The 21,621-nt window shown below is 62.6% G+C and carries 20 protein-coding genes; 5 read left to right on the forward strand and 15 right to left on the reverse strand.

The window, feature by feature from the left end:
- The first annotated feature begins 195 nt into the window (after positions 1-195).
- From prfB to lysS, 3 genes are all read left to right on the forward strand, one after another.
- Positions 196-1,300, forward strand: a protein-coding gene (gene prfB, locus ACO1P8_RS21700; protein ID WP_486297931.1) for a peptide chain release factor 2 whose coding sequence is annotated in 2 segments (ribosomal slippage) — positions 196-276 and positions 278-1,300 — 1,104 coding nt in all. Because the reading frame shifts where the segments join, the coding sequence is not laid out codon by codon here.
- Between the two features lie 55 nt (positions 1,301-1,355).
- Positions 1,356-2,111 carry an SDR family oxidoreductase gene (locus ACO1P8_RS21705; RefSeq protein WP_486297932.1) on the forward strand — a complete coding sequence of 252 codons (756 nt, stop codon included), beginning with the start codon at positions 1,356-1,358 and terminating at the stop codon, positions 2,109-2,111.
- A gap of 8 nt (positions 2,112-2,119) precedes the next feature.
- The gene (gene lysS / locus ACO1P8_RS21710) at positions 2,120-3,640 is read left to right on the forward strand and encodes a lysine--tRNA ligase (protein ID WP_486297933.1); all 1,521 of its coding nucleotides are present in this window, start codon (positions 2,120-2,122) and stop codon (positions 3,638-3,640) included.
- Here lysS and ACO1P8_RS21715 read toward each other — a convergent pair.
- From ACO1P8_RS21715 to uvrB, 11 genes are all read right to left on the reverse strand, one after another.
- Entirely contained in the window at positions 3,606-4,529 is a 924-nt protein-coding gene (locus ACO1P8_RS21715) for a methylglyoxal synthase (RefSeq protein ID WP_486297934.1), read from the reverse strand. The two genes, lysS and ACO1P8_RS21715, sit on opposite strands and share 35 nt — an antisense overlap.
- 77 nt (positions 4,530-4,606) lie before the next feature.
- Positions 4,607-4,801 carry a Fe-S cluster assembly protein IscX gene (iscX, locus tag ACO1P8_RS21720; RefSeq protein WP_094842632.1) on the reverse strand — a complete coding sequence of 65 codons (195 nt, stop codon included), beginning with the start codon at positions 4,799-4,801 and terminating at the stop codon, positions 4,607-4,609.
- The gene (gene fdx / locus ACO1P8_RS21725) at positions 4,801-5,142 is read right to left on the reverse strand and encodes an ISC system 2Fe-2S type ferredoxin (RefSeq protein WP_094842633.1); all 342 of its coding nucleotides are present in this window, start codon (positions 5,140-5,142) and stop codon (positions 4,801-4,803) included. Before fdx ends, iscX begins: the two co-directional genes overlap by 1 nt.
- A 25-nt stretch (positions 5,143-5,167) precedes the next feature.
- A complete protein-coding gene (hscA, locus tag ACO1P8_RS21730) occupies positions 5,168-7,033 on the reverse strand; it encodes a Fe-S protein assembly chaperone HscA (RefSeq protein ID WP_486297935.1) in 1,866 nt (621 codons plus the stop codon).
- A gap of 67 nt (positions 7,034-7,100) precedes the next feature.
- Positions 7,101-7,619 (reverse strand): Fe-S protein assembly co-chaperone HscB, encoded by a 519-nt coding sequence (gene hscB, locus ACO1P8_RS21735; RefSeq protein ID WP_486297936.1) that lies wholly within the window; start codon positions 7,617-7,619, stop codon positions 7,101-7,103.
- A 3-nt stretch (positions 7,620-7,622) separates the two neighbouring features.
- Positions 7,623-7,946 (reverse strand): iron-sulfur cluster assembly protein IscA, encoded by a 324-nt coding sequence (iscA, locus tag ACO1P8_RS21740; RefSeq protein ID WP_094842636.1) that lies wholly within the window; start codon positions 7,944-7,946, stop codon positions 7,623-7,625.
- A 1-nt stretch (position 7,947) separates the two neighbouring features.
- The gene (gene iscU, locus ACO1P8_RS21745) at positions 7,948-8,334 is read right to left on the reverse strand and encodes a Fe-S cluster assembly scaffold IscU (RefSeq protein ID WP_486297937.1); all 387 of its coding nucleotides are present in this window, start codon (positions 8,332-8,334) and stop codon (positions 7,948-7,950) included.
- 78 nt (positions 8,335-8,412) lie between these two features.
- Positions 8,413-9,624 carry an IscS subfamily cysteine desulfurase gene (locus ACO1P8_RS21750; RefSeq protein WP_486297938.1) on the reverse strand — a complete coding sequence of 404 codons (1,212 nt, stop codon included), beginning with the start codon at positions 9,622-9,624 and terminating at the stop codon, positions 8,413-8,415.
- Between the two features lie 22 nt (positions 9,625-9,646).
- Positions 9,647-10,195: a Fe-S cluster assembly transcriptional regulator IscR gene (iscR, locus tag ACO1P8_RS21755; protein WP_094842639.1), complete on the reverse strand. Its 549-nt coding sequence runs from the start codon at positions 10,193-10,195 to the stop codon at positions 9,647-9,649.
- Between the two features lie 403 nt (positions 10,196-10,598).
- Complete coding sequence (locus ACO1P8_RS21760) at positions 10,599-11,090, reverse strand: low molecular weight protein-tyrosine-phosphatase (RefSeq protein WP_066351875.1); 492 nt, start codon at positions 11,088-11,090, stop codon at positions 10,599-10,601.
- 304 nt (positions 11,091-11,394) lie between these two features.
- Complete coding sequence (gene uvrB / locus ACO1P8_RS21765) at positions 11,395-13,422, reverse strand: excinuclease ABC subunit UvrB (protein ID WP_486297939.1); 2,028 nt, start codon at positions 13,420-13,422, stop codon at positions 11,395-11,397.
- A 77-nt stretch (positions 13,423-13,499) separates the two neighbouring features.
- Here uvrB and ACO1P8_RS21770 point away from each other — a divergent pair, with 77 nt between their 5' ends.
- Positions 13,500-14,705: an amino acid aminotransferase gene (locus tag ACO1P8_RS21770; RefSeq protein WP_486297940.1), complete on the forward strand. Its 1,206-nt coding sequence runs from the start codon at positions 13,500-13,502 to the stop codon at positions 14,703-14,705.
- A 153-nt stretch (positions 14,706-14,858) separates the two neighbouring features.
- Positions 14,859-15,509: a transcriptional repressor LexA gene (gene lexA / locus ACO1P8_RS21775; RefSeq protein WP_486297941.1), complete on the forward strand. Its 651-nt coding sequence runs from the start codon at positions 14,859-14,861 to the stop codon at positions 15,507-15,509.
- A 60-nt stretch (positions 15,510-15,569) separates the two neighbouring features.
- Here lexA and lon read toward each other — a convergent pair whose 3' ends face one another.
- From lon to tig, 4 genes are all read right to left on the reverse strand, one after another.
- The gene (gene lon, locus ACO1P8_RS21780; RefSeq protein WP_486297942.1) at positions 15,570-18,020 is read right to left on the reverse strand and encodes an endopeptidase La; all 2,451 of its coding nucleotides are present in this window, start codon (positions 18,018-18,020) and stop codon (positions 15,570-15,572) included.
- Positions 18,021-18,196: 176 nt separating this feature from the next.
- Complete coding sequence (gene clpX, locus ACO1P8_RS21785) at positions 18,197-19,495, reverse strand: ATP-dependent Clp protease ATP-binding subunit ClpX (protein ID WP_486297943.1); 1,299 nt, start codon at positions 19,493-19,495, stop codon at positions 18,197-18,199.
- A gap of 97 nt (positions 19,496-19,592) precedes the next feature.
- Positions 19,593-20,249, reverse strand: coding sequence for an ATP-dependent Clp endopeptidase proteolytic subunit ClpP (gene clpP / locus ACO1P8_RS21790; protein WP_094842645.1), 657 nt, complete (start codon positions 20,247-20,249; stop codon positions 19,593-19,595).
- Positions 20,249-21,559, reverse strand: a complete 1,311-nt coding sequence (gene tig / locus ACO1P8_RS21795; RefSeq protein ID WP_486297944.1) for a trigger factor — start codon at positions 21,557-21,559, stop codon at positions 20,249-20,251. The genes clpP and tig overlap by 1 nt, the downstream gene beginning before the upstream one ends.
- Positions 21,560-21,621: the final 62 nt, after the last annotated feature.

Genomic DNA, 21,621 nt, shown 5'->3' on the forward strand with positions numbered 1-21,621 from the left:
GCATCCTTCGCCACATGGCCGGCGTGGCCCCCGATCAGGTGCCGTCCACCCCCGATGGCTCGCGCCAGCGCCATTCCAAATGGGTGGACGACACCTGAAGTCCAGGCTTATCCCCCGGCATTCCGCTGGCCGCGGGTGGTTCCGAGGCAGGCAGGCTAAAATGTCAGGTTTTCGAAATTCAAGCCAGGAAGCACCATGGAAGCCGAACGCCAGAACCAGATCGCCGCCCGACTCGCCGACTACGCCGAGCGCGAAAAGGCTCTCCGGAGGTATCTTTGACTACGATGCCAAGTCCGAGCGCCTGCAAGTCGTAAACGCGGAACTCGAAAACCCCGACGTCTGGAACGATCCCAAGCATGCCCAGGACCTGGGCCGCGAAAAGAAAAGCCTGGAAGATGTCGTGGAAACGCTGTCCGCGCTGGGCAGCGGCCTGGCGGACGCAGCCGAACTCTTCGAACTGGCGGCTGGCGATGAAGACGACGCCACCCTGCTTTCCATCGAAGCGGATGCCGACGCCTTCCAGGAGAAACTGGAAGGCCTGGAATTCCGCCGCATGTTCTCGAATCCGGCCGACCCGCTGAACTGCTTCCTGGATATCCAGGCCGGCGCCGGCGGCACCGAGGCGCAGGACTGGGCATCGATGCTGTTGCGGCAGTACCTGAAATACTGCGAACGCAAGGGCTTCAAGGCCGAAGTCCTGGAAGAGTCGGAAGGCGAAGTCGCCGGCATCAAGTCCGCGACCATCAAGATCGAGGGCGAATATGCCTTCGGCTACCTGCGTACGGAAACCGGTGTGCACCGCCTGGTACGCAAGAGCCCATTCGACTCTTCGGGCGGCCGCCATACCTCCTTCGCCAGCGTGTTCGTGTATCCCGAGGTCGACGACTCGTTCGAAATCGACATCAACCCGGCGGACCTGCGCGTCGATACCTACCGGGCCAGCGGCGCCGGCGGCCAGCACATCAACAAGACCGACTCCGCGGTTCGTATCACGCACATGCCGACGGGCATCGTCGTGCAGTGCCAGAACGACCGTTCGCAGCACCGCAACCGCGCCGAAGCCATGCAGATGCTGAAGTCGCGCCTGTACGAACTGGAAATGCGCAACCGGATGGCCGAGCAGCAAAAGCTGGAAGACTCCAAGACCGATGTCGGCTGGGGTCACCAGATCCGCTCCTACGTGCTGGACCAGAGCCGGATCAAGGACCTGCGCACCAACGTGGAAATCTCGAATACCCAGAAGGTCCTGGACGGCGACCTCGACCCGTTCATCCAGGCCAGCCTGAAACAGGGCGTCTGACCCCTGCCGCTCCGCTTCTCCCACCCACTGACGCACGCGTATAAAAGGCCATCCCATGACCCATTCCGTAGTCGTTCTGACCGGCGCTTCCCGCGGTATCGGCGCCGCCCTGGCCCGCCAACTGGCGAAATCCGGCACACGCCTGATCACCCTGGCGCGCCGCCAGGATGCCGAACTGGCGGCTTATGCTTCGGCCCAGGGCGCGGAACTGGAGCAGATTGCCGTCGACCTGTCCGACACCGCTGCGGCCACCGCGGTAGCGGCGCGGGTGGCCGGAGGCCTGCCGCGCGACGCCAGGCGCTACGTGCTGATCAATAACGCCGGCACCGTCGCCCCGGTCTCGCCGGTCGACGACCTGAACGATGCCGCCGCCATCACCCAGGCCCTCAACCTGAACGTCATCGCGGTCATGCTGCTGACGTCGCGCTTCCTGGAGGCGACACGCGGCCTGCCGGCCGACCGGCGCGTCCTGAACATATCTTCCGGCGCCGGGCGCAATCCCACCGCCGGCTGGGGCGTTTACTGCGCGACCAAGGCCGCGCTGGACATGTACACGCGCGTCGCCCGGCAGGAAGAGGATACCCACGGGGCGAAGTTCGTTTCGCTGGCGCCCGGCGTCGTCGATACCGACATGCAGGGTGTGATCCGCTCCAGCGATCCCGCCGCCTTCCCCGCCCTGCCCCGTTTCAAGGACCTGCATGCCGGCGGCAAGCTGGCCGCGCCGGCCGATGTGGCCGCGCGCATCGCCGCCTATCTCGAACGCGAAGACTTCGGCACGACCGAAATCGACGACATCCGCAATTACAACTGACCCGCATCATGACCGATACTTCGACCGCCCCCGTCGCGCAGGACGAAAACCGGCTGATCGCCGAACGGCGAGCCAAGCTGGCCAAGCTGCGCGAAAGCGGCCCCGCCTACCCGAACGACTTCACGCCGGACGCCCGCGCGGCCGACCTGCACGCCCAATTCGATGGTTCCGACCAGGACGCCCTGGCCGCCCTGGGCAAGGTCGCCAAGGTGGCCGGCCGCATGATGCTCAAGCGCGTCATGGGCAAGGCCAGCTTCGCCACGGTGCAGGATGCGACCGGCCGCATCCAGATCTACCTGGATCGCGGCGTGCTCGGGGAAGACAGCTATACGGCTTTCAAGCAATGGGATATCGGCGACCTGATCGCGGTCGAAGGCACGGTTTTCAAGACCAACAAGGGCGAGTTGTCCATCCACGCGACGCAGGCTCGGTTGTTGTCGAAGTCCCTGCGCCCGCTGCCGGACAAGTTCCACGGCGTCGCGGACACGGAACTGCGCTATCGCCAGCGCTATGTCGACCTCATCATGACCGAGGACACGCGGCGCACATTCGAGGCCCGCAGCAAGACCATGGGCGCGATCCGCCAGTACATGCTGGATGCGGGCTTCCTGGAAGTCGAAACCCCGATGCTGCACCCCATCCCGGGCGGCGCCGCGGCCAAGCCTTTCGTGACCCACCACAACGCGCTGGACATGGAAATGTTCCTGCGCATCGCGCCCGAGCTCTATCTCAAGCGCTTGATCGTCGGCGGTTTCGAACGCGTGTTCGAAGTCAACCGCAACTTCCGCAACGAAGGGGTCAGCCCGCGCCATAACCCCGAATTCACCATGATGGAGTTCTACGCCGCGTACACCGATTACCGCTGGCTCATGGACTTCACGGAGCAATTGATCCGCCAGGCGGCGGTAGCCGCCACGGGCAGCGCGGTATTGACCTACCAGGGGCGCGAGCTGGATCTCGGCCAGCCGTTCGATCGCCTGACCATCTGCGAGGCCATCCTGAAGTACGCGCCGGACTATACCCAGGCGCAATTGGACGACGTGGCCTTCCTGCGCGCGGAACTGAAGAAGCTGAAAGTCGACGTGGACTCCGCCCCGCTGTCCCGCGCCGGCCTGGGAGCGCTGCAGCTCGCGCTTTTCGAGGAAACGGCCGAAGCGCTGCTGTGGAATCCCACCTACATCGTCGACTATCCGGTGGAAGTCTCGCCGCTGGCGCGGGCATCCGACTCGCGTCCCGGCATCACGGAACGCTTCGAGCTATTCATCACGGGCCGTGAAATCGCCAACGGCTTCTCGGAACTGAACGACCCGGAAGACCAGGCCGAACGCTTCCGCGCCCAGGTCGAGGCCAAGGACGCCGGCGACGAGGAAGCGATGTACTACGATGCCGACTATATCCGCGCGCTCGAATACGGCATGCCGCCCACTGGCGGTTGCGGCATCGGCATCGACCGGCTGGTCATGCTGCTGACCGACAGTCCGAGCATACGCGACGTCATTCTGTTCCCCCACCTGCGGCGCGAAGACTGATCCCAGCAGCATCGCGCAGCGCGACGGCCTGCACCCAGCGCCGCGCCACCGCCGGTGACGTCGCGCACGCGGCCACCCGCGTCACCACGCGCACCGCCCGCTCGAGCAGCTGGATATCGGCCTCGTGCTGGCGTGCGACATGCGGGTCCTCGAAGAAAATCACCCGCTGGCACTGGCGCTCCAGTACGAGCTCCGCGATCTGCGCGTCCCCGCCCAAAGGCCCGCTAAGGTAGCGATGCGTCCACGGCCGGTCCCTGGGCCAACCGCGCGACCACGCCAGGTCGTTCAAGCGGCCACCTGTCGTGCCCGTGGCGACCCGCCTGCGAAAGCGTGACAGGATATCGAAGTGCTCGTCCGCGAAGGCCACCATCTCGTCCTTCAGCGCATCGTGCGCGACCAATGCCAGGGTCTGCGCCGCAAAATCGAAAAGCTCGGACGCGCCTGGATCCGGGGCCAGCCCCGCATGCAACCGCTCTACTTCCACCCACTCGCGCGCCCCGGCCAGCGTGGAGATAAAAGGCTTGCCGTGCGTCACGCACTGGCGCTTCAGGGCTTGTGCCTCCGGAAACACGGAAGACGGGTCGACCGGATCGATAAGATAGATCGCCCCATCGAAAGGGACGGTTCCATCGCGGCCTTCCGTTACCCGGGCAACCAGCTTCATCAGCCCGCCCTCGCGGCCGTAGGGATAGCGGATCAGGCCGGCATAGCCCTGGAGCATGCCCTCGCGGGAGATCGCGTCATGAGTGCGGCCGACGGTATACAGGTGCATGCCCAGCTCGCGGATGCTGGCCGAACAGGCGCGCAGCCAATCGAAGAGTATGGCGTCGGGGGTCTCGTGATGCAGCCTGTTGGCGGCCAGGCCGAAATGCAGGATGGAATTGGACATGGCGGACAATGGAAAACGGGGCAGCTACGGATAATACCGCCGCCGCCCCGCTCTTACCGTGTCAGCCGTGTAGAACGTCAGGCCGCTTCGTCGATCCAGGCCTGCTGGATCGCTTCCAGGATTTTCTCGCCACAGTGCTTGGGATCGTCGTCGAAATCCGGCAGGGCCAGTACCAGGTCGCGCAGCGCCGTGAAACGAACCTGGGCCGGATCGATATCTGGATGCCCATCGGCCAGCGCCGCCGCGATATCGTGAATATCGGTCCACTTCATCAGTGGTTCTCCTTGGCGTGATTGATGGTGTACCGCGGGATCTCGACCGTGACGTCCTGGCCGGCAAGCTTGGCCTGGCAGGACAGGCGCGAGGTCGATGTCAGGCCCCAGGCCTTATCGAGCAAATCCTCTTCCATGTCACTGGCCTCACCCAGCGATTCGTACCCCTGGCGCACGATCACGTGACAGGTGGTACACGCACACGACAGCTCGCAGGCATGTTCGATCTCGACCTCGTGATCCAGCAGGACACGGCAGATCGACACCCCACTGGGGGCATCCTCGATGACTTTACCTTCGGGACAGACATCGGGATGCGGCAATACGGTCAGTTTCGGCATGATGGCAACAGATATAAACGACCCGTCAGGTCAACTCATCGAGCTTGCGGCCGGACAGCGCCCGGCGGATGCTGCGGTCCATGCGGCGCGCCGCGAAGGACTCCGTCGATTCGGATAATTCATGCACCGCGGCGCGCACCTCGTCGACGTTCTCACTGTCGCGCGCGGCCTCGGCGCGTTCCAATGCCGCATCCACACGCTCGCGCTCCGACGGATCCAGCAGATCACCGTCGACGGCCAGCGCCGCGCGTACCGATTCCGCCAATTGGCGGGCCTCTACCTGCTGTTCGCGCAGCATGCGCGCCCGCGCATCGGCATCTGCCTGGTCGATGCTGTCGGCCAGCATCCGTGTGATCTCATCGTCGGAGAGCCCGTAGGAGGGCTTCACCGTCACGGAGGATTCCACGCCCGTGCTCTGCTCGCGCGCGGTCACGCTAAGCAGGCCATCGGCGTCGACCTGGAAGGTCACGCGGATGCGCGCGGCGCCCGCCACCATGGGCGGAATACCGCGCAATTCGAACCGCGCCAGCGAGCGGCAGGCGGATACCAACTCCCGTTCGCCCTGCACCACGTGGATGCTCATCGCGCCCTGGCCGTCCTTGAACGTGGTGAACTCCTGAGCGCGCGCGACGGGGATCGTGCTGTTGCGCGGGATGATGCGTTCGACCAGTCCTCCCATCGTTTCCAGCCCCAAGGACAGCGGGATGACGTCCAGCAGCAGCCAGTCCTCGCCCGGCGCGCGATTGCCCGCCAACAGGTTGGCCTGCAGCGCGGCACCCAGCGCCACCACTTGATCGGGATCGAGATCGGTAAGCGGCGCCTGGCCGAACAGCTCGCCCACGGCGCGGCGTACCACCGGCATACGCGTGGCGCCCCCCACCATGACCACCCCTCGCACCTGTGCAGTCGTCAGGTCGGCATCGCGCAACGCGCGGCGCGCACAGGCCAACGTGCGCTCGATCAAGGGCGCGGCGAGGCTCTCGAATTGGTCGCGCGTCAGCGGCGCGTCTACCGCGGTTCCATCCTGCAGTTGGAAACTTACCGTGGTTTCCGTCGCGTCGGACAAACGTTCGCGGGCCGCTCGCGCGGCCACTGACAAGGCGCGCCGGTCATGGCGGGACCAGCGATCCGAATCCGCCACGGCTGCCATGACGCGCTGGGCAATCAAGGCATCGAAATCGTCGCCGCCCAGGGCGGTGTCGCCGCCAGTGGCAACGACTTCGAAGACGCCCTTGGTCAGCCGCAGTATGGAGACATCGAACGTGCCGCCTCCCAGGTCGTACACCGCATATACGCCTTCCGAGGCATTCTCCAACCCGTAGGCGATGGCGGCAGCCGTGGGTTCGTTCAGCAAGCGGAGTACATTCAGCCCGGCCAGGCGCGCCGCATCGCGGGTGGCTTGCCGCTGGGCATCGTCGAAGTAAGCGGGGACCGTGATCACCGCGCCAACCAGGTCGTCGCCCAGCGCCGCCTGTGCCTGGGCGCGCAGGCGCGCCAGGATCTGCGCCGACGCTTCCACCGGGCTGACATCGCCCTGCGCGGTGCGCAGCCGCACCATGCCCGGCGCATCGACGAAATCGTAGCCGGCTCCGGATGCACGTGCCTCGTCGGCCGTACGTCCCATGAAGCGCTTTACCGACACGATGGTATTGGAGGGATCTTCGGCCTGGGCGGCCAGCGCCTCATGGCCGACGACGGGCTCGCCGTGCGCAAGATACCGCACCGCCGAAGGCAACAGCGCGCGGCCATCCTCGTCCCGCAGAACCTCCGGCACGCTGCTGCGTACCGTGGCGACCAGCGAATTCGTCGTACCCAGGTCTATCCCGACCGCAAGCTTGCGTTCGTGCGGCGCGGGGGATTCACCCGGTTCAGAAATCTGCAGTAAAGCCATGGTTGGGATTTATAAGTGTGTGAATGGCGGCAGACCCGCTGTCGGCCCGTCCGGCGATGGAGGACACCTAGTCGGTGGCCTGGGCCAGTTCCTGGAGCAGTTTGCGCACGAACATCCATTCACGGATCTTCGTGGCGGCGCCGGCCGGGTCGTTCTGATCGTCCAGCAGGCAGGACACCTGTCGCTGGAAGGCCGCCTCCGCGTCCTGCAGCTCGGTCCGCAGTGTACTGGCGGCCGTCCCCGCGCCGCCCTGCTCGCGCACCTCGTCCAGCGTCTCGCGCCAGGTCATTTGCTGCATCAGGAAATCGGCGTCCATGGACGTATTGCTTTCCGTCTGCAGATCGACCCCGGCCTGTTCGCAGAGGTAGCGCGCCCGCAGCAAAGGATCGCGCAGTTGCCGGTATGCCTCGTTCGCACGGGCCGACCATTGCATCGCCACCCGCCGTTCGGCCGGGGACGCCGTCGCGTAGCGATCGGGGTGCACCCGGGCCGCGACAGCGCGCCACGCCTGTTCGAGCTCTTCGGCATCGATCTGGAACCGCGCCGGCAGGCCGAACAGCGAAAAATGATCGTCGACGGCTGCCAAGGCTTACACCGTAAAAGACTCGCCGCAGCCGCAGGTCGCCTTCTCGTTGGGATTGTGGAACTTGAACCCTTCGTTCAACCCTTCGCGGGCATAGTCGAGCTCGGTTCCATCGATATACGCCAGGCTTTTCGGGTCGACGAACACCTTCACCCCATGGCTTTCGAAGACCTGATCGGCGACATCCGGCTCATCTACGTATTCCAGCTTGTATGCCATTCCGGAACAGCCGGTGGTCCTGACGCCCAGGCGCAAGCCCACCCCTTTGCCGCGGCGCTGCAGATATCGGCTGATGTGGTTTGCCGCTTGAGGAGTCAGCGTGACGGCCATATCAGCTCCGCGTGTGCTTTTCTTTGTAATCCTTGACGGCCGCCTTGATCGCGTCTTCCGCCAGGATGGAACAGTGGATCTTCACCGGCGGCAGGGCCAGCTCTTCGGCGATCTGCGTATTGCGGATAGTCATCGCCTCGTCCAGCGTCTTGCCCTTGACCCATTCAGTCACGAGCGAACTGGAAGCAATGGCCGAGCCGCAGCCGTAGGTCTTGAACCGCGCGTCTTCGATGACGCCGCTGGCATTGACCTTGATCTGCAGCTTCATCACGTCGCCACAGGCCGGCGCACCGACCATGCCGGTACCGACGGAAGCGTCGCCCTTTTCGAAAGAGCCCACGTTACGCGGGTTTTCGTAGTGATCCAGAACTTTTTCGCTATATGCCATGATTTTTCTCCACTTCGCCAGGCGAAGGCATTTCTAACAGGAGGGCGCCGTGCGGCCGGCGTCCCGCCGGTGTGTCCATCAGTGCGCCGCCCACTGCACGCTGTTCAAATCGACGCCTTCCTTGGCCATTTCCCACAAGGGCGACATATCGCGCAACTTGCCGACCCGCTTCTTCAGCAGATCGACCGTGAAGTCGATTTCCTGTTCGGTCGTGAAGCGGCCGATCGTAAAGCGGATGGAGCTATGCGCCAACTCGTCGTTGCGCCCCAGCGCGCGCAGCACGTAAGACGGCTCCAGGCTGGCGGACGTACAGGCCGACCCGCTCGATACAGCCAATTCCTTCACGGCCATGATCAGCGACTCGCCTTCCACGTAATTGAAACTGACATTCAGGTTGTGCGGCACACGGCGGTCCATGTCACCGTTCAAGTAGACCTCTTCGATCTCCGACAGTCCGGCCCACAGGCGGTCTCGCAACATGCGGATGCGCTCGTTTTCCGTGCCCATTTCTTCGCGTGCCAGCCGGAAGGCTTCGCCCATCCCGACGATCTGGTGCGTGGGCAGCGTGCCCGAGCGAAAACCGCGTTCGTGGCCACCGCCGTGCATCTGCGCTTCGATCCGCACCCGCGGCTTGCGCCGCACATACAAGGCACCTATACCTTTCGGGCCATAGGTCTTGTGGGCGGAGAACGACATCAGGTCGACCTTGAGCTTTTGCAGGTCGATTTCCACCTTGCCGGTCGCCTGCGCGGCGTCGACATGGAAAATGATATTGCGTTCACGGCAGATTTCGCCCAGGGTTTCGATATCCTGGATGACGCCGATTTCGTTATTGACCATCATCACCGACACCAGCACCGTGTCGGGCCGCAAGGCCGCCTTGAACACGTCCAGGTCGATCAATCCGTTATCCAGCACGTCGAGGTACGTAACTTCGAACCCCTGGCGCTCCAGTTCACGCGTGGTATCCAGAACAGCCTTGTGCTCTGTCTTGACCGTAATAATGTGCTTGCCGCGTTCCTGGTAGAAATTCGCGGCTCCCTTGATCGCCAGGTTGTCCGATTCGGTGGCACCCGACGTCCAGATAATCTCGCGGGGATCAGCATTCACCAGTTTGGCGACTTCTTCGCGGGCGCGCTCCACCGCATCCTCCGCTTCCCAGCCTATCGAATGGCTGCGCGAGGCGGGGTTGCCGAAGTTTTCGTACAGCCACGGCACCATTTTTTCCACCACACGCGGATCGACGGGCGTCGTGGCGGAATAGTCGAGGTAAATGGGACGGTTGGTCATGTTCGTACAGCTCCTGGTTTTCTTATACGGTGGCGGACGCGCCTGGCTGCGCCGCGCTGGTACACGGGCTGACAACGCCGGCACCGTTGGTCATGCGGTTGACGCGCACCGTGCCGTTTTGCGCCTGGTTATTCGCTTCCTGAAGCTGGCGGACGCGCTGCTGGTCCACAAGGTCCTGCAAGGACACGGAATCCAGGTAGTCGACCATCTTGCGATTAAGGGTGGCCCAGAGCTCGTGCGTCATGCACTTTCCGGATTTGCCATCCTTGCCGCTCGTACAGTCCTGCTTCCCACCACAACTGGTGGCGTCCAGCGGTTCGTCAACGGCGAAAATGATGTCGGCGACCGTAACATTACGGGCCAGTCGCGCCAGAGAGTACCCGCCACCCGGACCACGCACGCTGTCGACCAGCTCGTGGCGCCGCAGCTTGCCGAACAGTTGTTCCAGATAGGAAAGGGAGATGTTTTGGCGCTGGCTGATGGCCGCCAGCGTAACCGGCCCGCTGTGCTGACGCATGGCGAGGTCGATCATGGCGGTCACGGCGAAACGTCCTTTAGTAGTCAGCCGCATATCGAGGTTTCCTGTTTAGCCAGTAGGCCCGGCAAGCCGGGATCCAATACCTGAGTAATTGCCTCAAGTATAGCCTATTCCCGACTAATTTGCTATGAAACCCTGCGGCCGAGAGGGCCGAGAAGCAGGCCGGCACAAGGGCGGGCCGGGGCGGAACGCCCTGCCGGACGGACCGTTAAAAAACCGCCCGGGGGCGGCTTAGACAAGGGGGAACAACGGCAACGCGAACAAGGCGGCGCGACCGTCCAAGCCCCGCCCGGCGAGGTGGACACTCGAAAAATGGCACCGGACGCGCATACGGCGGCCGCACGAATCCCCACGTAGACGAACAACTGCCCACCGAAAAGGCGGGCAGTCGCTCTACCATGGGATGGCGCCGACCAGAGCTGACGCGACCCGTGAATCAAGCCGCCTGGTATTGGGTGGCGCGCTTGCGCACCAATTCCAGCACGCCCTGACAGGCGTCCTCCAGGTAGTCGAGTACCTTGCCAAAGCCTTCCGGGCCACCATAGTAAGGATCGGGAACCGTGGCTTCCTCGAACTCGTTGGCGAACCGCATCAGTAACATCAGCTTGTGCTGGTAAGCCTTCGGGCACTGCTGCTGCAGCGCAGAAAGGTTTTCCCAGTCCATCGCCAGAATGAGATCGAATTCACGAAAATCGTCGGGCGTGACCTGACGCGCCTCGCAATGCGTGATTTCATAGCCGCGCTTCCGGGCAGCGGCTTGAGCCCGGGCGTCCGGCGCTTCGCCAATATGGAAGGCATGCGTACCGGCGGAATCTATCCGCACGACATCGCCCAGGCCGGCATCATTGACCAGCCGGCGGAACACGCCTTCTGCGCTCGGCGAGCGGCAGATGTTGCCCATGCAAACGAAAAGTACCTTGGTCATCATGCTTGATAGTCTGCGGGAAAACCCGCAAGGAGGCAAGCTTTTTTTCAGTACAAAGGCACTATCCGGACAAAAGTCAAACGACGAAAAAATCCAGCTGATTTAGGGACTTATAGAGCAAACCTAATAATGCTATTGAGCATACCTAAATCAATTCCGGCACCAATTCAATGCTCGGCGACGCGGCGCTGCAACACGAAAATCATGTCCGGCCCATGTCACGACCGTGACAGGGGTGCGACAGCGGTAACGCACATGAATTCCGTTCCGGTGCGCCCACCTTCATAAGGACAACAAAAGGGGACAGTTAGCGCGCACCGTCCAGCAGCACCCGCTCCTTCAACGCATTCAAGGCATCGCGGGCCGCGGCGGCTTGCTCGAATTCCAAATTGCGGGCGTGATCCATCATCAGCTTCTCCAGGCGGCGGATTTCGCGCGCCAGCGCTTTTTCGTCGGTCAACAATTCCGCAGGCAGCGCGTCCTCGACCGTCGAGTGATGGACCGGTGCCACGACACCATCGATCAGTTCCCTGACGGCTTTCTGCACGCCCTTGGCGGTAATCCCATGCGCCAGATTGAACTCCTCCTGCTTCTTGCGCCGGCGTTCGGTTTCGCCGATGGCGCGATGCATGGAATCGGTTATCCGGTCCGCATAGAGAATGGCCCGGCCATTCAGGTTCCGTGCCGCCCGTCCGATCGTCTGGATCAGACTGCGCTCCGAGCGCAGGAAACCCTCTTTGTCGGCATCCAGGATGGCAACGAGCGACACCTCCGGGATATCCAGCCCTTCGCGCAACAGGTTGATGCCCACCAGGACATCGAACGTGCCAAGCCGAAGGTCCCGGATAATCTCGACACGCTCCACGGTATCGATATCCGAATGCAGATAGCGCACCCGGACGCCGTGTTCGGCCAGGAAGTCGGTCAGGTCTTCGGCCATGCGCTTGGTCAGCGTCGTCACAAGCACCCGGTCGGACTGCGCCACGCGCAGCTTGATCTCGCCCAGCAGGTCGTCCACCTGCGTATGCGCGGGACGCACTTCGACGATAGGATCCACCAGACCGGTCGGGCGCACCACCTGCTCGACGACATTGTCGGAGTGCTCCTTCTCGTAGGCCGACGGGGTCGCGGACACGAACACGCACTGGCGCATGCGCGCTTCGAATTCCTGCAACTGCAACGGCCGATTGTCCAAGGCGGAGGGCAAACGGAAGCCGTACTGCACCAGGGTTTCCTTGCGCGAGCGGTCGCCGCGGTACATCCCGCTCAGCTGGCCGATGGTGACGTGGCTTTCGTCGATGAACATCAGTGCGTCGCCCGGCAGGTAGTCGATCAGCGTAGGCGGCGGCTCGCCCGGAGCAGCACCGGACAAGTGACGGGAATAGTTTTCGATTCCCTTGCAAAAGCCGAGTTCCTGAAGCATTTCCAGATCGAAACGTGTGCGTTGCTCCAGACGCTGAGCCTCCACGAGCTTGCTTTGCGAGGTGAAGAACTGCACGCGTTCGCGCAGTTCTTCCTTGATCGTTTCGATGGCCCGCAGCACCGTATCGCGCGGAGTGACGTAATGTGACCCGGGATAAACGGTAAAACGCGGGACCTTCTGCCGCACCTTTCCTGTCAAGGGGTCGAACAGCACCAGGGTTTCGACTTCGTCGTCGAACAACGTCAGGCGCAGCGCAAGTTCCGCGCTTTCCGCCGGGAAGATGTCGATGGTTTCGCCTCGTACTCGGAATACGCCGCGTGTGAAGTCCGCATCGTTGCGCGTGTACTGCATGGCCACCAGGCGCGCCAGGATTTCGCGTCGCGAGATACGGTCGCCGGCTCGCAAAATGAGCACCATGGCATGGTAATCGCCCGGATTGCCGATACCGTAGATGCACGAAACCGTTCCGACGATGACTGTGTCGCGCCGCTCGAGCAGGCTTTTGGTGGCTGACAGCCGCATCTGCTCGATATGCTCGTTGATCGACGAGTCTTTCTCAATGAACAGATCGCGCGTCGGCACATAGGCTTCGGGCTGATAGTAGTCGTAGTAGGAAACGAAATACTCGATGGCATTCTTGGGAAAGAATTCGCGCATTTCGGCGTACAACTGCGCGGCCAGGGTTTTATTGGGCGCCAGAACAAGCGCGGGACGCCCCAGCCTGGCGATCACGTTCGCCATCGTGTACGTCTTCCCCGAACCGGTCACGCCCAGCAGGGTCTGGTACATCAAGCCGTCCCGCACGCCGTCCACCAGCGCGCCGATCGCGCCGGGCTGATCGCCTGCCGGGGGATAGGGCTGGTAGAGCTGGAACGGGCTGTCCGGAAATTCGACGAATCCAGGTGCGGTCATGCTAGACTGTCTCAGGGTAAACCCCCCATTATCCGCCGCATGTCCGGCCGCGTCCACCTACCCTTCTTCACGATCCGATGACCTCCCTTTTCCAAAACGTCGAATTGGCCCCGCGCGATCCCATCCTCGGGCTGAATGAGCAGTACAACGCAGATACCCGGCCGGGCAAGGTGAATCTGGGCGTAGGGGTGTACTACGACGATAACGGGCGTATTCCGCTTTTGTCCGCGGTGCGCAAGGCTGAAATCGCCCGCATCGAAGCAGCCGCCGCGCGCGGCTACCTGCCGATCGAAGGCATCGCAGCGTATAACAAAGGCGCGCAGGCGCTGCTGCTGGGCGCGGATTCCCCCTTGTCGGCGGCGGGCCGCGTGTTGACCACGCAAGCCCTGGGCGGCACGGGCGCGCTGAAGATCGGCGCCGATTTCCTGCATCAACTGCTGCCTCAGTCGAAGGCCTACATCAGCGACCCCAGCTGGGAGAACCATCGGGCACTGTTCGAACGGGCCGGTTTCCAGGTGGAAAGCTACCCGTACTATGACCCCGCAACCCACGGCCTGAACTTCGAAGGCATGCTTGCCGGCCTGAAGGCGATGCCGGCGCGCAGCGTGGTCGTCCTGCACGCCTGCTGCCACAACCCCACCGGCGTGGATCCCACGCCGGAGCAATGGCAGCAAATCGCCAATGTCGTCAAGGAGCGCGACCTGGTTCCCTTCCTGGACATTGCTTACCAGGGATTCGGAGCAGGCCTGCAGGAAGACGCCGCGGTCGTGCGTCTATTCGCTGGCATGGACATGACGGTGTTCGTCAGTTCTTCGTTCTCCAAGTCCTTCTCGCTGTATGGCGAACGCGTCGGCGCGCTCACGGTGATCTCGGGCAGCAAGGACGAAGCGACACGCGTGCTCAGCCAGCTCAAGCGCGTCATCCGCACCAACTACTCGAATCCGCCCACGCATGGCGGCACCGTCGTCTCCACCGTCCTGAACACGCCGGAACTCTTCGCGCTGTGGGAGCAGGAGCTGGGCGGCATGCGCGACCGCATTCGCCTGATGCGACGCCAACTGGTCGAAAAGATCAAGGAACAGGGTGTGCAGCAGGATTTCAGCTTCGTCCTGCAGCAGCGCGGCATGTTCTCGTATTCGGGTTTGACCGCGGCCCAGGTCGATCGCCTCCGCGAGGAACACGGCATCTATGCGATCTCCAGCGGACGCATTTGCGTCGCGGCGCTCAACAGCCAGAACATCGATGCCGTCGCCAAGGCGATCGCGGCGGTACTGAAAGGCTGAAACCCGCAGCTTGCGAAAATGGAATGGGGCCTGAGGGCCCCATTCTTTTTTTGCGGGCACCAAGCCCGCGAACCGCGATAGCCCTTGCGTTTTAAAGCTGCGTCCCCCAAAATGCGGAGCTGTATATCCATACAGGGAAGCAGGAACCCGCAAATGGCCAGCAAACTTACCGAACGCCAACAGCAAATCCTCGACCTCATACGCCAAGCGGTCGCCAGTACGGGGTTTCCTCCCACTCGCGCGGAAATTGCCCAGGCGTTGGGGTTCCGCTCGCCGAACGCGGCGGAAGACCACCTGAAAGCCCTGGCCCGCAAAGGCGCGATCGAGCTGACTGCCGGTGCGTCCCGCGGCATCCGCCTGAAGGAGCTGCGCCACGAAAGCGGGCAAGCCATGCTGCCCATCCCTTCCCTTGCCCAGCTCATGCTGCCGCTCGTAGGGCGGGTAGCGGCAGGCAGCCCCATCCTGGCCGCCGAACATGTCGAACGGGACGTGGGCGTGGACCCCGCCCTGTTCCCGCAGCGTCCGGACTATCTGCTCAAAGTGCGGGGGATGAGCATGCGCGATATCGGCATCCTCGACGGCGACCTGCTGGCCGTCAAAAAGGCCAGCGAAGCCCGCGACGGCCAGATCGTGGTAGCCCGGATCGACGAAGACGTCACGGTGAAACGGCTACACCGCGAAGGCGGCCGCATCGAACTCCTGCCGGAAAATCCGGATTTCCAGCCCATCGTTGTCCAGCCCGGCCAGGAGTTCGCCCTCGAGGGCATCGCGGTTGGACTGATTCGTACCCAGGCGCTGCACTGAAAAGCAAAGGGCCTGCCAGCTTGCGCTGCAGGCCCTTGCGATCAAGGCACGACGACGAGATCAGTGCTTGATGACCGGGTCAACGGATTCCGTCGCCGGCGCCGGCGTCACGAGCGGCTTGTCCTTGGCTTCCTCTTCCGAAATCGCCTCGGGCATGCGTTCCAGTGCGCGTTCCAGCACCTTGTCGATCCAGCGAACCGGCACGACCTCCAGCTGATTCTTCACGTTATCGGGAATCTCAGCCAGATCCTTGACGTTTTCCTCGGGGATCAACACAGTCTTGATGCCACCGCGATGCGCGGCAAGCAACTTTTCCTTCAAACCGCCGATGGCCAGCACTTCCCCGCGCAGCGTGATTTCGCCTGTCATGGCCACGTCCGCACGCACCGGGATGCCCGACAAGGCCGACACCATGGCAGTGGTGATGGCGATACCGGCGGACGGACCGTCCTTGGGCGTCGCGCCTTCCGGCACGTGCACGTGCATATCGCGCTTTTCGAAAACGCTGTCGGCAAATCCCAACCGGCGAGCGCGCGACCGCACAACCGTACGTGCCGCCTCGACGGATTCCTTCATCACATCGCCCAGGGAACCCGTGCGCTGGATGGCGCCTTTACCAGGCATATCGGCGACTTCGATGGTCAGCAGATCGCCGCCCACCTCGGTCCAGGCCAGGCCAGTAACCTGGCCAACCTGGTTTTCTTTCTCCGCCATGCCGAAGTTATAGCGGCGCACGCCCAGGTAATCGTTCAGATTTTCCGACGTCACGGCGATAGGCTTCGTCTCGCCCTTATCGTCGGCCTTCGACTTGGCATCACGCTCAGTCAGCAGTTGCTTGACCACCTTGCGGCAGATCTTGCCGACCTCGCGCTCCAGCGCGCGCACACCGGCTTCCCGCGTGTAGTAGCGGACGATATCGCGCAACGCCGATTCGTCGATCGTCAGCTCCGCTTCCTTCAGGCCGTTGTTCTTCAACAGCTTGGGAATCAAATGGTCGCTGGCGATGTGGACCTTCTCGTCTTCGGTATAGCCGGACAGACGGATGACTTCCATCCGGTCCAGCAATGCCGGCGGGATGTTCAGCGTGTTGCTGGTCGCAACGAACATCACATCCGACAGATCGAAGTCCACCTCGACGTAGTGATCCTGGAACGTATGGTTCTGTTCCGGATCCAGCACTTCCAGGAGGGCGGACGAAGGATCGCCGCGGAAGTCCATGCCCAGCTTGTCGATCTCGTCCAGCAGGAACAAGGGGTTGCGGACACCCACCTTGCTCATGTTTTGCAAGATCTTGCCGGGCATCGAGCCGATATAGGTACGACGGTGGCCGCGGATCTCGGCTTCGTCGCGCACGCCGCCCAACGCCATGCGGACGAACTTGCGGTTCGTCGCCTTGGCGATGGATTGCCCCAGCGAAGTCTTGCCCACGCCCGGAGGACCGACCAGGCACAGGATGGGCGCTTTTACCTTGTCGACGCGCTGCTGGACGGCCAGGTATTCAAGGATGCGTTCCTTGACCTTGTCCAAGCCGTAGTGATCGTCATCGAGTACGGTTTCGGCATTCCCGATAGAGTTATTGACCTTGCTCTTCTTGCGCCACGGCAGGTTGATCAGCGTGTCGATATAGTTGCGCACCACCGTTGCCTCGGCGGACATCGGCGACATCAGCTTGAGCTTCTTCAGCTCGGCATCGGCCTTTTTGCGCGCTTCCTTGGGCATCCGCGCGGCGACGATTTTCTTCTCGAGTTCCTCGATGTCGGCGCCCTCTTCGCCTTCGCCCAGTTCTTTCTGGATGGCCTTTACCTGTTCATTCAGGTAGTAGTCGCGCTGGCTTTTCTCCATCTGCTTTTTGACGCGGCCGCGAATCCGCTTCTCGACTTGCAGGATGTCGATTTCGGTTTCCAGCTGCGTGAGCAGCCCTTCCAGGCGCTCTGCCGTGCCGAAGATTTCCAGCATTTTCTGCTTCTGCTCGAGCTTCAGCGGCAGATGCGCGGCAATGGTGTCGGCCAGCCGACCGGCATCGTCGATTCCGGCCAGGGAAGTCAGGATCTCCGGCGGAATTTTTTTGTTCAGCTTCACATACTGCTCGAACTGCGCAACGATGGCGCGGCGCAGGGCCTCGGTCTCCGAGCCCTGGATGGGGTCGAGCTGGATGGGCACGACTTCACACGTAAAGTGCGATTCGACATCGTCCACCCGGGTGATACGAGCACGCTGCGCGCCTTCAACCAGCACTTTTACAGTACCGTCGGGCAGCTTCAACATCTGAAGGATGCCTGCCACGCAGCCGATTTCGTAGACGTCCTCCGGAGAGGGGTCATCCTTGCCGGCGGACTTCTGGGCGACCAGCATGATGCTCTTGCCGGCCTCCATCGCCACTTCAAGTGCGCGTATGGAACGGGGGCGTCCGACGAATAGCGGGATGACCATGTGCGGGAACACCACGACGTCGCGCAGCGGCAACAACGGGAGGTCGATGGGTTCGGAAGGCAGGGTCTGAGTGCCAGACATAAAGAATTCCTTGGGATGACTCAACGTATCGGCGATGCGGCGGAAAATGCGGTGGCGAGGTCCCGTCTAATCGTCAGCTACGTCTGATATGGGAACAATAGCCGAAAAATCAAGCTTCCGGCTGTCGGCCGCGAAAACCCCGAAAGACCCGCCTCCCGAGGCGGGTTTTCGCGGAATCAGGCCGCGGCGTCCCTGACTTCGCCCCGATCCGGCTTCGATGCCTGCGCGGCATCATCCGCATAGATGAGCAAAGGCTGACCATCGCCATCGATGACGTTCTCGTCGAGCACGACGCGACTGACATTGCCGAGCGAGGGTAGCTCGTACATCGTATCCAGCATCGCGGACTCGAGGATGGACCGCAGTCCACGCGCCCCCGTCTTGCGCTTGAGGGCCTTGCGGGCAACGGCGCGCAAGGCGGCGGGACGCACGTCCAATTCCGCGCCTTCCATGGCAAACAGCTTCTGGAACTGTTTGACCAGCGCGTTCTTGGGTTCGGTAAGGATTTGCACCAGGGCAGCCTCGTCCAGCTCGCCGAGGGTCGCCACCACGGGCAGACGGCCGACGAGTTCAGGAATCAGGCCGAACTTGATGAGGTCCTCCGGCTCCGCTTCGCTGAACAATTCGCCCACGCCGCGCTCGGACTTGGCGCGCACCGACGCGGAAAAGCCGATGCCGGATTTCTCCGTACGATCACGGATGACCTTCTCCAGCCCGTCGAAGGCGCCCCCGACGATGAACAGGATATTGGTCGTATCGACCTGGACAAAATCCTGGTTCGGATGCTTGCGGCCGCCCTGGGGGGGCACGGACGCGACCGTGCCTTCGATCAACTTGAGCAAAGCCTGCTGGACGCCCTCGCCCGATACGTCGCGGGTGATGGAGGGGTTGTCCGATTTGCGAGAGATCTTGTCGATTTCGTCGATGTAGATAATCGCACGCTGCGCCTTTTCAACTTCATAATTGCAGTTCTGGAGCAGCTTCTGAATGATGTTTTCCACGTCCTCGCCGACATATCCGGCTTCGGTCAGCGTGGTCGCGTCAGCCATGACGAAGGGCACATTCAGCATGCGCGCCAAGGTCTGCGCCAACAATGTCTTGCCCGAGCCGGTCGGCCCCACCAGGAGGATATTGCTCTTGGAGAGCTCGACTTCGTCGCCCTTGAGCTCGCCGTGGCGGATGCGCTTGTAGTGGTTATATACAGCAACTGCCAGCGTGCGCTTGGGAGTGTCCTGGCCGATCACGTACTGGTCCAGGAACTTCTTGATTTCAGTCGGGGTGGGCAATTCCGAGCGAATGGCGGCACGCGCCGTCGCCTGCGCCTCTTCCCGAATAATATCGTTGCAAAGATCGATGCATTCGTCGCAGATGAACACGGAGGGGCCCGCGATCAATTTGCGGACTTCGTGCTGGCTCTTGTTGCAAAAAGAGCAATGCAGCACCTTCGCGTCTGCCGATCCCTTTTTTTCAGGCATATATATCTCTGGTGACGATGGGCGCCGCGCCTGCGCGCACCACCCATCCTACGCTGGCTTGAAATAGCGGCGGGAAGGAACCGGATCCGGGGACGCCTTAGCGATCCTCGGAACGCGAGGCCAGTACCTTGTCCACCAAGCCATACGATACCGCATCTTCCGCCGACATGAAGTTGTCGCGCTCCGTGTCCTGTTCGATGCGCTCTACCGGCTGGCCCGTGTTGTCCGCCAGGATGCGATTCAAGCGGGAACGCAGGTCCAGGATCTCGCGTGCCTGGATCTGGATATCGCTGGCCTGGCCCTGGGCGCCGCCCGACGGCTGGTGAATCATGATGCGGGAGTTGGGCAGCGAATAACGCTTGCCCTTCTTCCCCGCGGCCAGCAGGAACGCGCCCATGCTGGCTGCCAGCCCCGTGCATAGCGTGGACACATCCGGCTTGATGAAATTCATCGTGTCGTAGATGGCCATGCCCGCATAAACGGAACCGCCAGGCGAGTTGATGTAGAAGGAAATGTCCTTATCCGGATTTTCCGACTCCAGGAACAGCAATTGGGCCACCACCAAGTTGGCCGAATTGTCATTCACCGGGCCCACCAGGAATACGACGCGTTCCCGCAACAACCTGGAATAGATGTCGTATGCCCGTTCGCCGCGCCCGGACTGCTCGATCACCATGGGGATGTACCCCAGGGCGGTCGGCGTCACGGACGAGCCGCCGTGCATCGACGCGTAGAAATCCGTAAATCTGTTCATCAAGCCATCCCCATCAACTGATCGAAAGGCACCTGCTCATCCGTGACCTTGGCTTTTTCCAGCACATAGGAAACGACATTGTCTTCCACGACGAGCGCTTCGATTTCAGCGCGGCGCTGCCGGTCGGCCAGATAATAGCTGACCACCTGCGCCGGCTCCTCGTAATTCTGGGCGAATTCCTCGATGCGTGCGCGGACCTGTTCCGGCTTGGCCTGCAATTGGGCGTCCTTGACGAGCTCGGACACCAACAGGCCCAGACGCACGCGGCGTTCGGACTCGGTGCTGAAAGCTTCGGGCGGAATCGGCACGGAATCCGCGTTCGGCAGGCCGCGCTGCTTGAGTTCTTCACGGGCAGCCGCCACACGGCTGCTGACGTCGCTGTCCACCAGCGCGGTGGGCACATCGAACTTGGCCGCTTCGGCCAAGGCATCCATGACGCTGTTCTTGGTGCGCACCAGCAAGCGGGTCTTGGCTTCGCGCTCGACGTTCTTGCGGATGTCGGCCTTCAGCTTTTCCACATCGCCTTCGGACTGGCCAAGCGACTTCGCGAATTCGCTGTCCACGGCCGGCAGCACGGCTTCGGCCACTTCCTTGACCGTGATGGTGAACTCCGCCGTCTTGCCGGCGACTTCCTTGCCTTGATAGTCGGCCGGGAAAGTCAGCGGAAACACCTTGGTGTCGCCCGCTTTCAGCCCCTTCGCCGCGGCCTCGAACTCGGGCAGCATGCGGCCCTGGCCCAGCACGAACGGGAACCCTTCGGCCTTGCCGCCTTCGAACGGCACGCCGTCGATTGTGCCGGCGAAGTCCAGCGTGACGCGGTCGCCGTCCTGCGCGGCACGGCCTTCGCGCGCCTCGTAGGTTGCGCGCTGCTTGCGCAGGACCTCGATGGTCTGGTCCACCTGGGCGTCGGTCACCGGGCTGTCATAGCGAGTCACCGACAGGCTGGCCAGGTCCGGCACGGAAACTTCGGGATAGACCTCGAACGTGGCGGAGAACGCCAGCGCGTCTTCCGCGACGCCTTCGGTCTTCGGTTCGATGGCGGGAGCGCCGGCGATACGCAACTTGGCGGAATCCACGGCCTGTTCGAACGCACGGCCCACCTGCGTGTTGATAACGTCATAGCGAATGCCGGGGCCGTGGCTGCGCTCCAGCATGGCCATGGGCACTTTGCCGGGACGGAAGCCGGGCACCTTGGCGGTGCGCGCGACGCGCTTCAGCTGCGCCTGGACTTCTTTTTCGACGTCCGCCACGGACACGGACAGATCGACGCGGCGCTTCAGGCCGGAGAGGGTTTCAACCACAGGCTGCATTGAAAAGACCTATTTTGCGAGTGAAGGGAAGATGGGAATCAACCGGTCATTTTACCGGAAAG

The sequence above is a fragment of the Bordetella sp. genome (assembly GCF_057362025.1).

Bases quoted from the DNA above. Each gene is read 5' to 3' on its own strand.
- ACO1P8_RS21715 (WP_486297934.1), bottom strand. From the start codon at position 4,529: ATGTCCAATTCCATCCTGCATTTCGGCCTGGCCGCCAACAGGCTGCAT.
- tig (WP_486297944.1), bottom strand. From the start codon at position 21,559: ATGCAGCCTGTGGTTGAAACCCTCTCCGGCCTGAAGCGCCGCGTCGAT.
- lon (WP_486297942.1), bottom strand. From the start codon at position 18,020: ATGTCTGGCACTCAGACCCTGCCTTCCGAACCCATCGACCTCCCGTTG.
- fdx (WP_094842633.1), bottom strand. From the start codon at position 5,142: ATGCCGAAACTGACCGTATTGCCGCATCCCGATGTCTGTCCCGAAGGT.
- ACO1P8_RS21705 (WP_486297932.1), top strand. From the start codon at position 1,356: ATGACCCATTCCGTAGTCGTTCTGACCGGCGCTTCCCGCGGTATCGGC.
- uvrB (WP_486297939.1), bottom strand. From the start codon at position 13,422: ATGACCGCACCTGGATTCGTCGAATTTCCGGACAGCCCGTTCCAGCTC.
- iscU (WP_486297937.1), bottom strand. From the start codon at position 8,334: ATGGCATATAGCGAAAAAGTTCTGGATCACTACGAAAACCCGCGTAAC.
- iscX (WP_094842632.1), bottom strand. From the start codon at position 4,801: ATGAAGTGGACCGATATTCACGATATCGCGGCGGCGCTGGCCGATGGG.
- lexA (WP_486297941.1), top strand. From the start codon at position 14,859: ATGGCCAGCAAACTTACCGAACGCCAACAGCAAATCCTCGACCTCATA.
- ACO1P8_RS21770 (WP_486297940.1), top strand. From the start codon at position 13,500: ATGACCTCCCTTTTCCAAAACGTCGAATTGGCCCCGCGCGATCCCATC.
- iscA (WP_094842636.1), bottom strand. From the start codon at position 7,946: ATGGCCGTCACGCTGACTCCTCAAGCGGCAAACCACATCAGCCGATAT.
- ACO1P8_RS21750 (WP_486297938.1), bottom strand. From the start codon at position 9,624: ATGACCAACCGTCCCATTTACCTCGACTATTCCGCCACGACGCCCGTC.
- ACO1P8_RS21760 (WP_066351875.1), bottom strand. From the start codon at position 11,090: ATGATGACCAAGGTACTTTTCGTTTGCATGGGCAACATCTGCCGCTCG.
- lysS (WP_486297933.1), top strand. From the start codon at position 2,120: ATGACCGATACTTCGACCGCCCCCGTCGCGCAGGACGAAAACCGGCTG.
- clpX (WP_486297943.1), bottom strand. From the start codon at position 19,495: ATGCCTGAAAAAAAGGGATCGGCAGACGCGAAGGTGCTGCATTGCTCT.
- hscA (WP_486297935.1), bottom strand. From the start codon at position 7,033: ATGGCTTTACTGCAGATTTCTGAACCGGGTGAATCCCCCGCGCCGCAC.
- iscR (WP_094842639.1), bottom strand. From the start codon at position 10,195: ATGCGGCTGACTACTAAAGGACGTTTCGCCGTGACCGCCATGATCGAC.
- clpP (WP_094842645.1), bottom strand. From the start codon at position 20,249: ATGAACAGATTTACGGATTTCTACGCGTCGATGCACGGCGGCTCGTCC.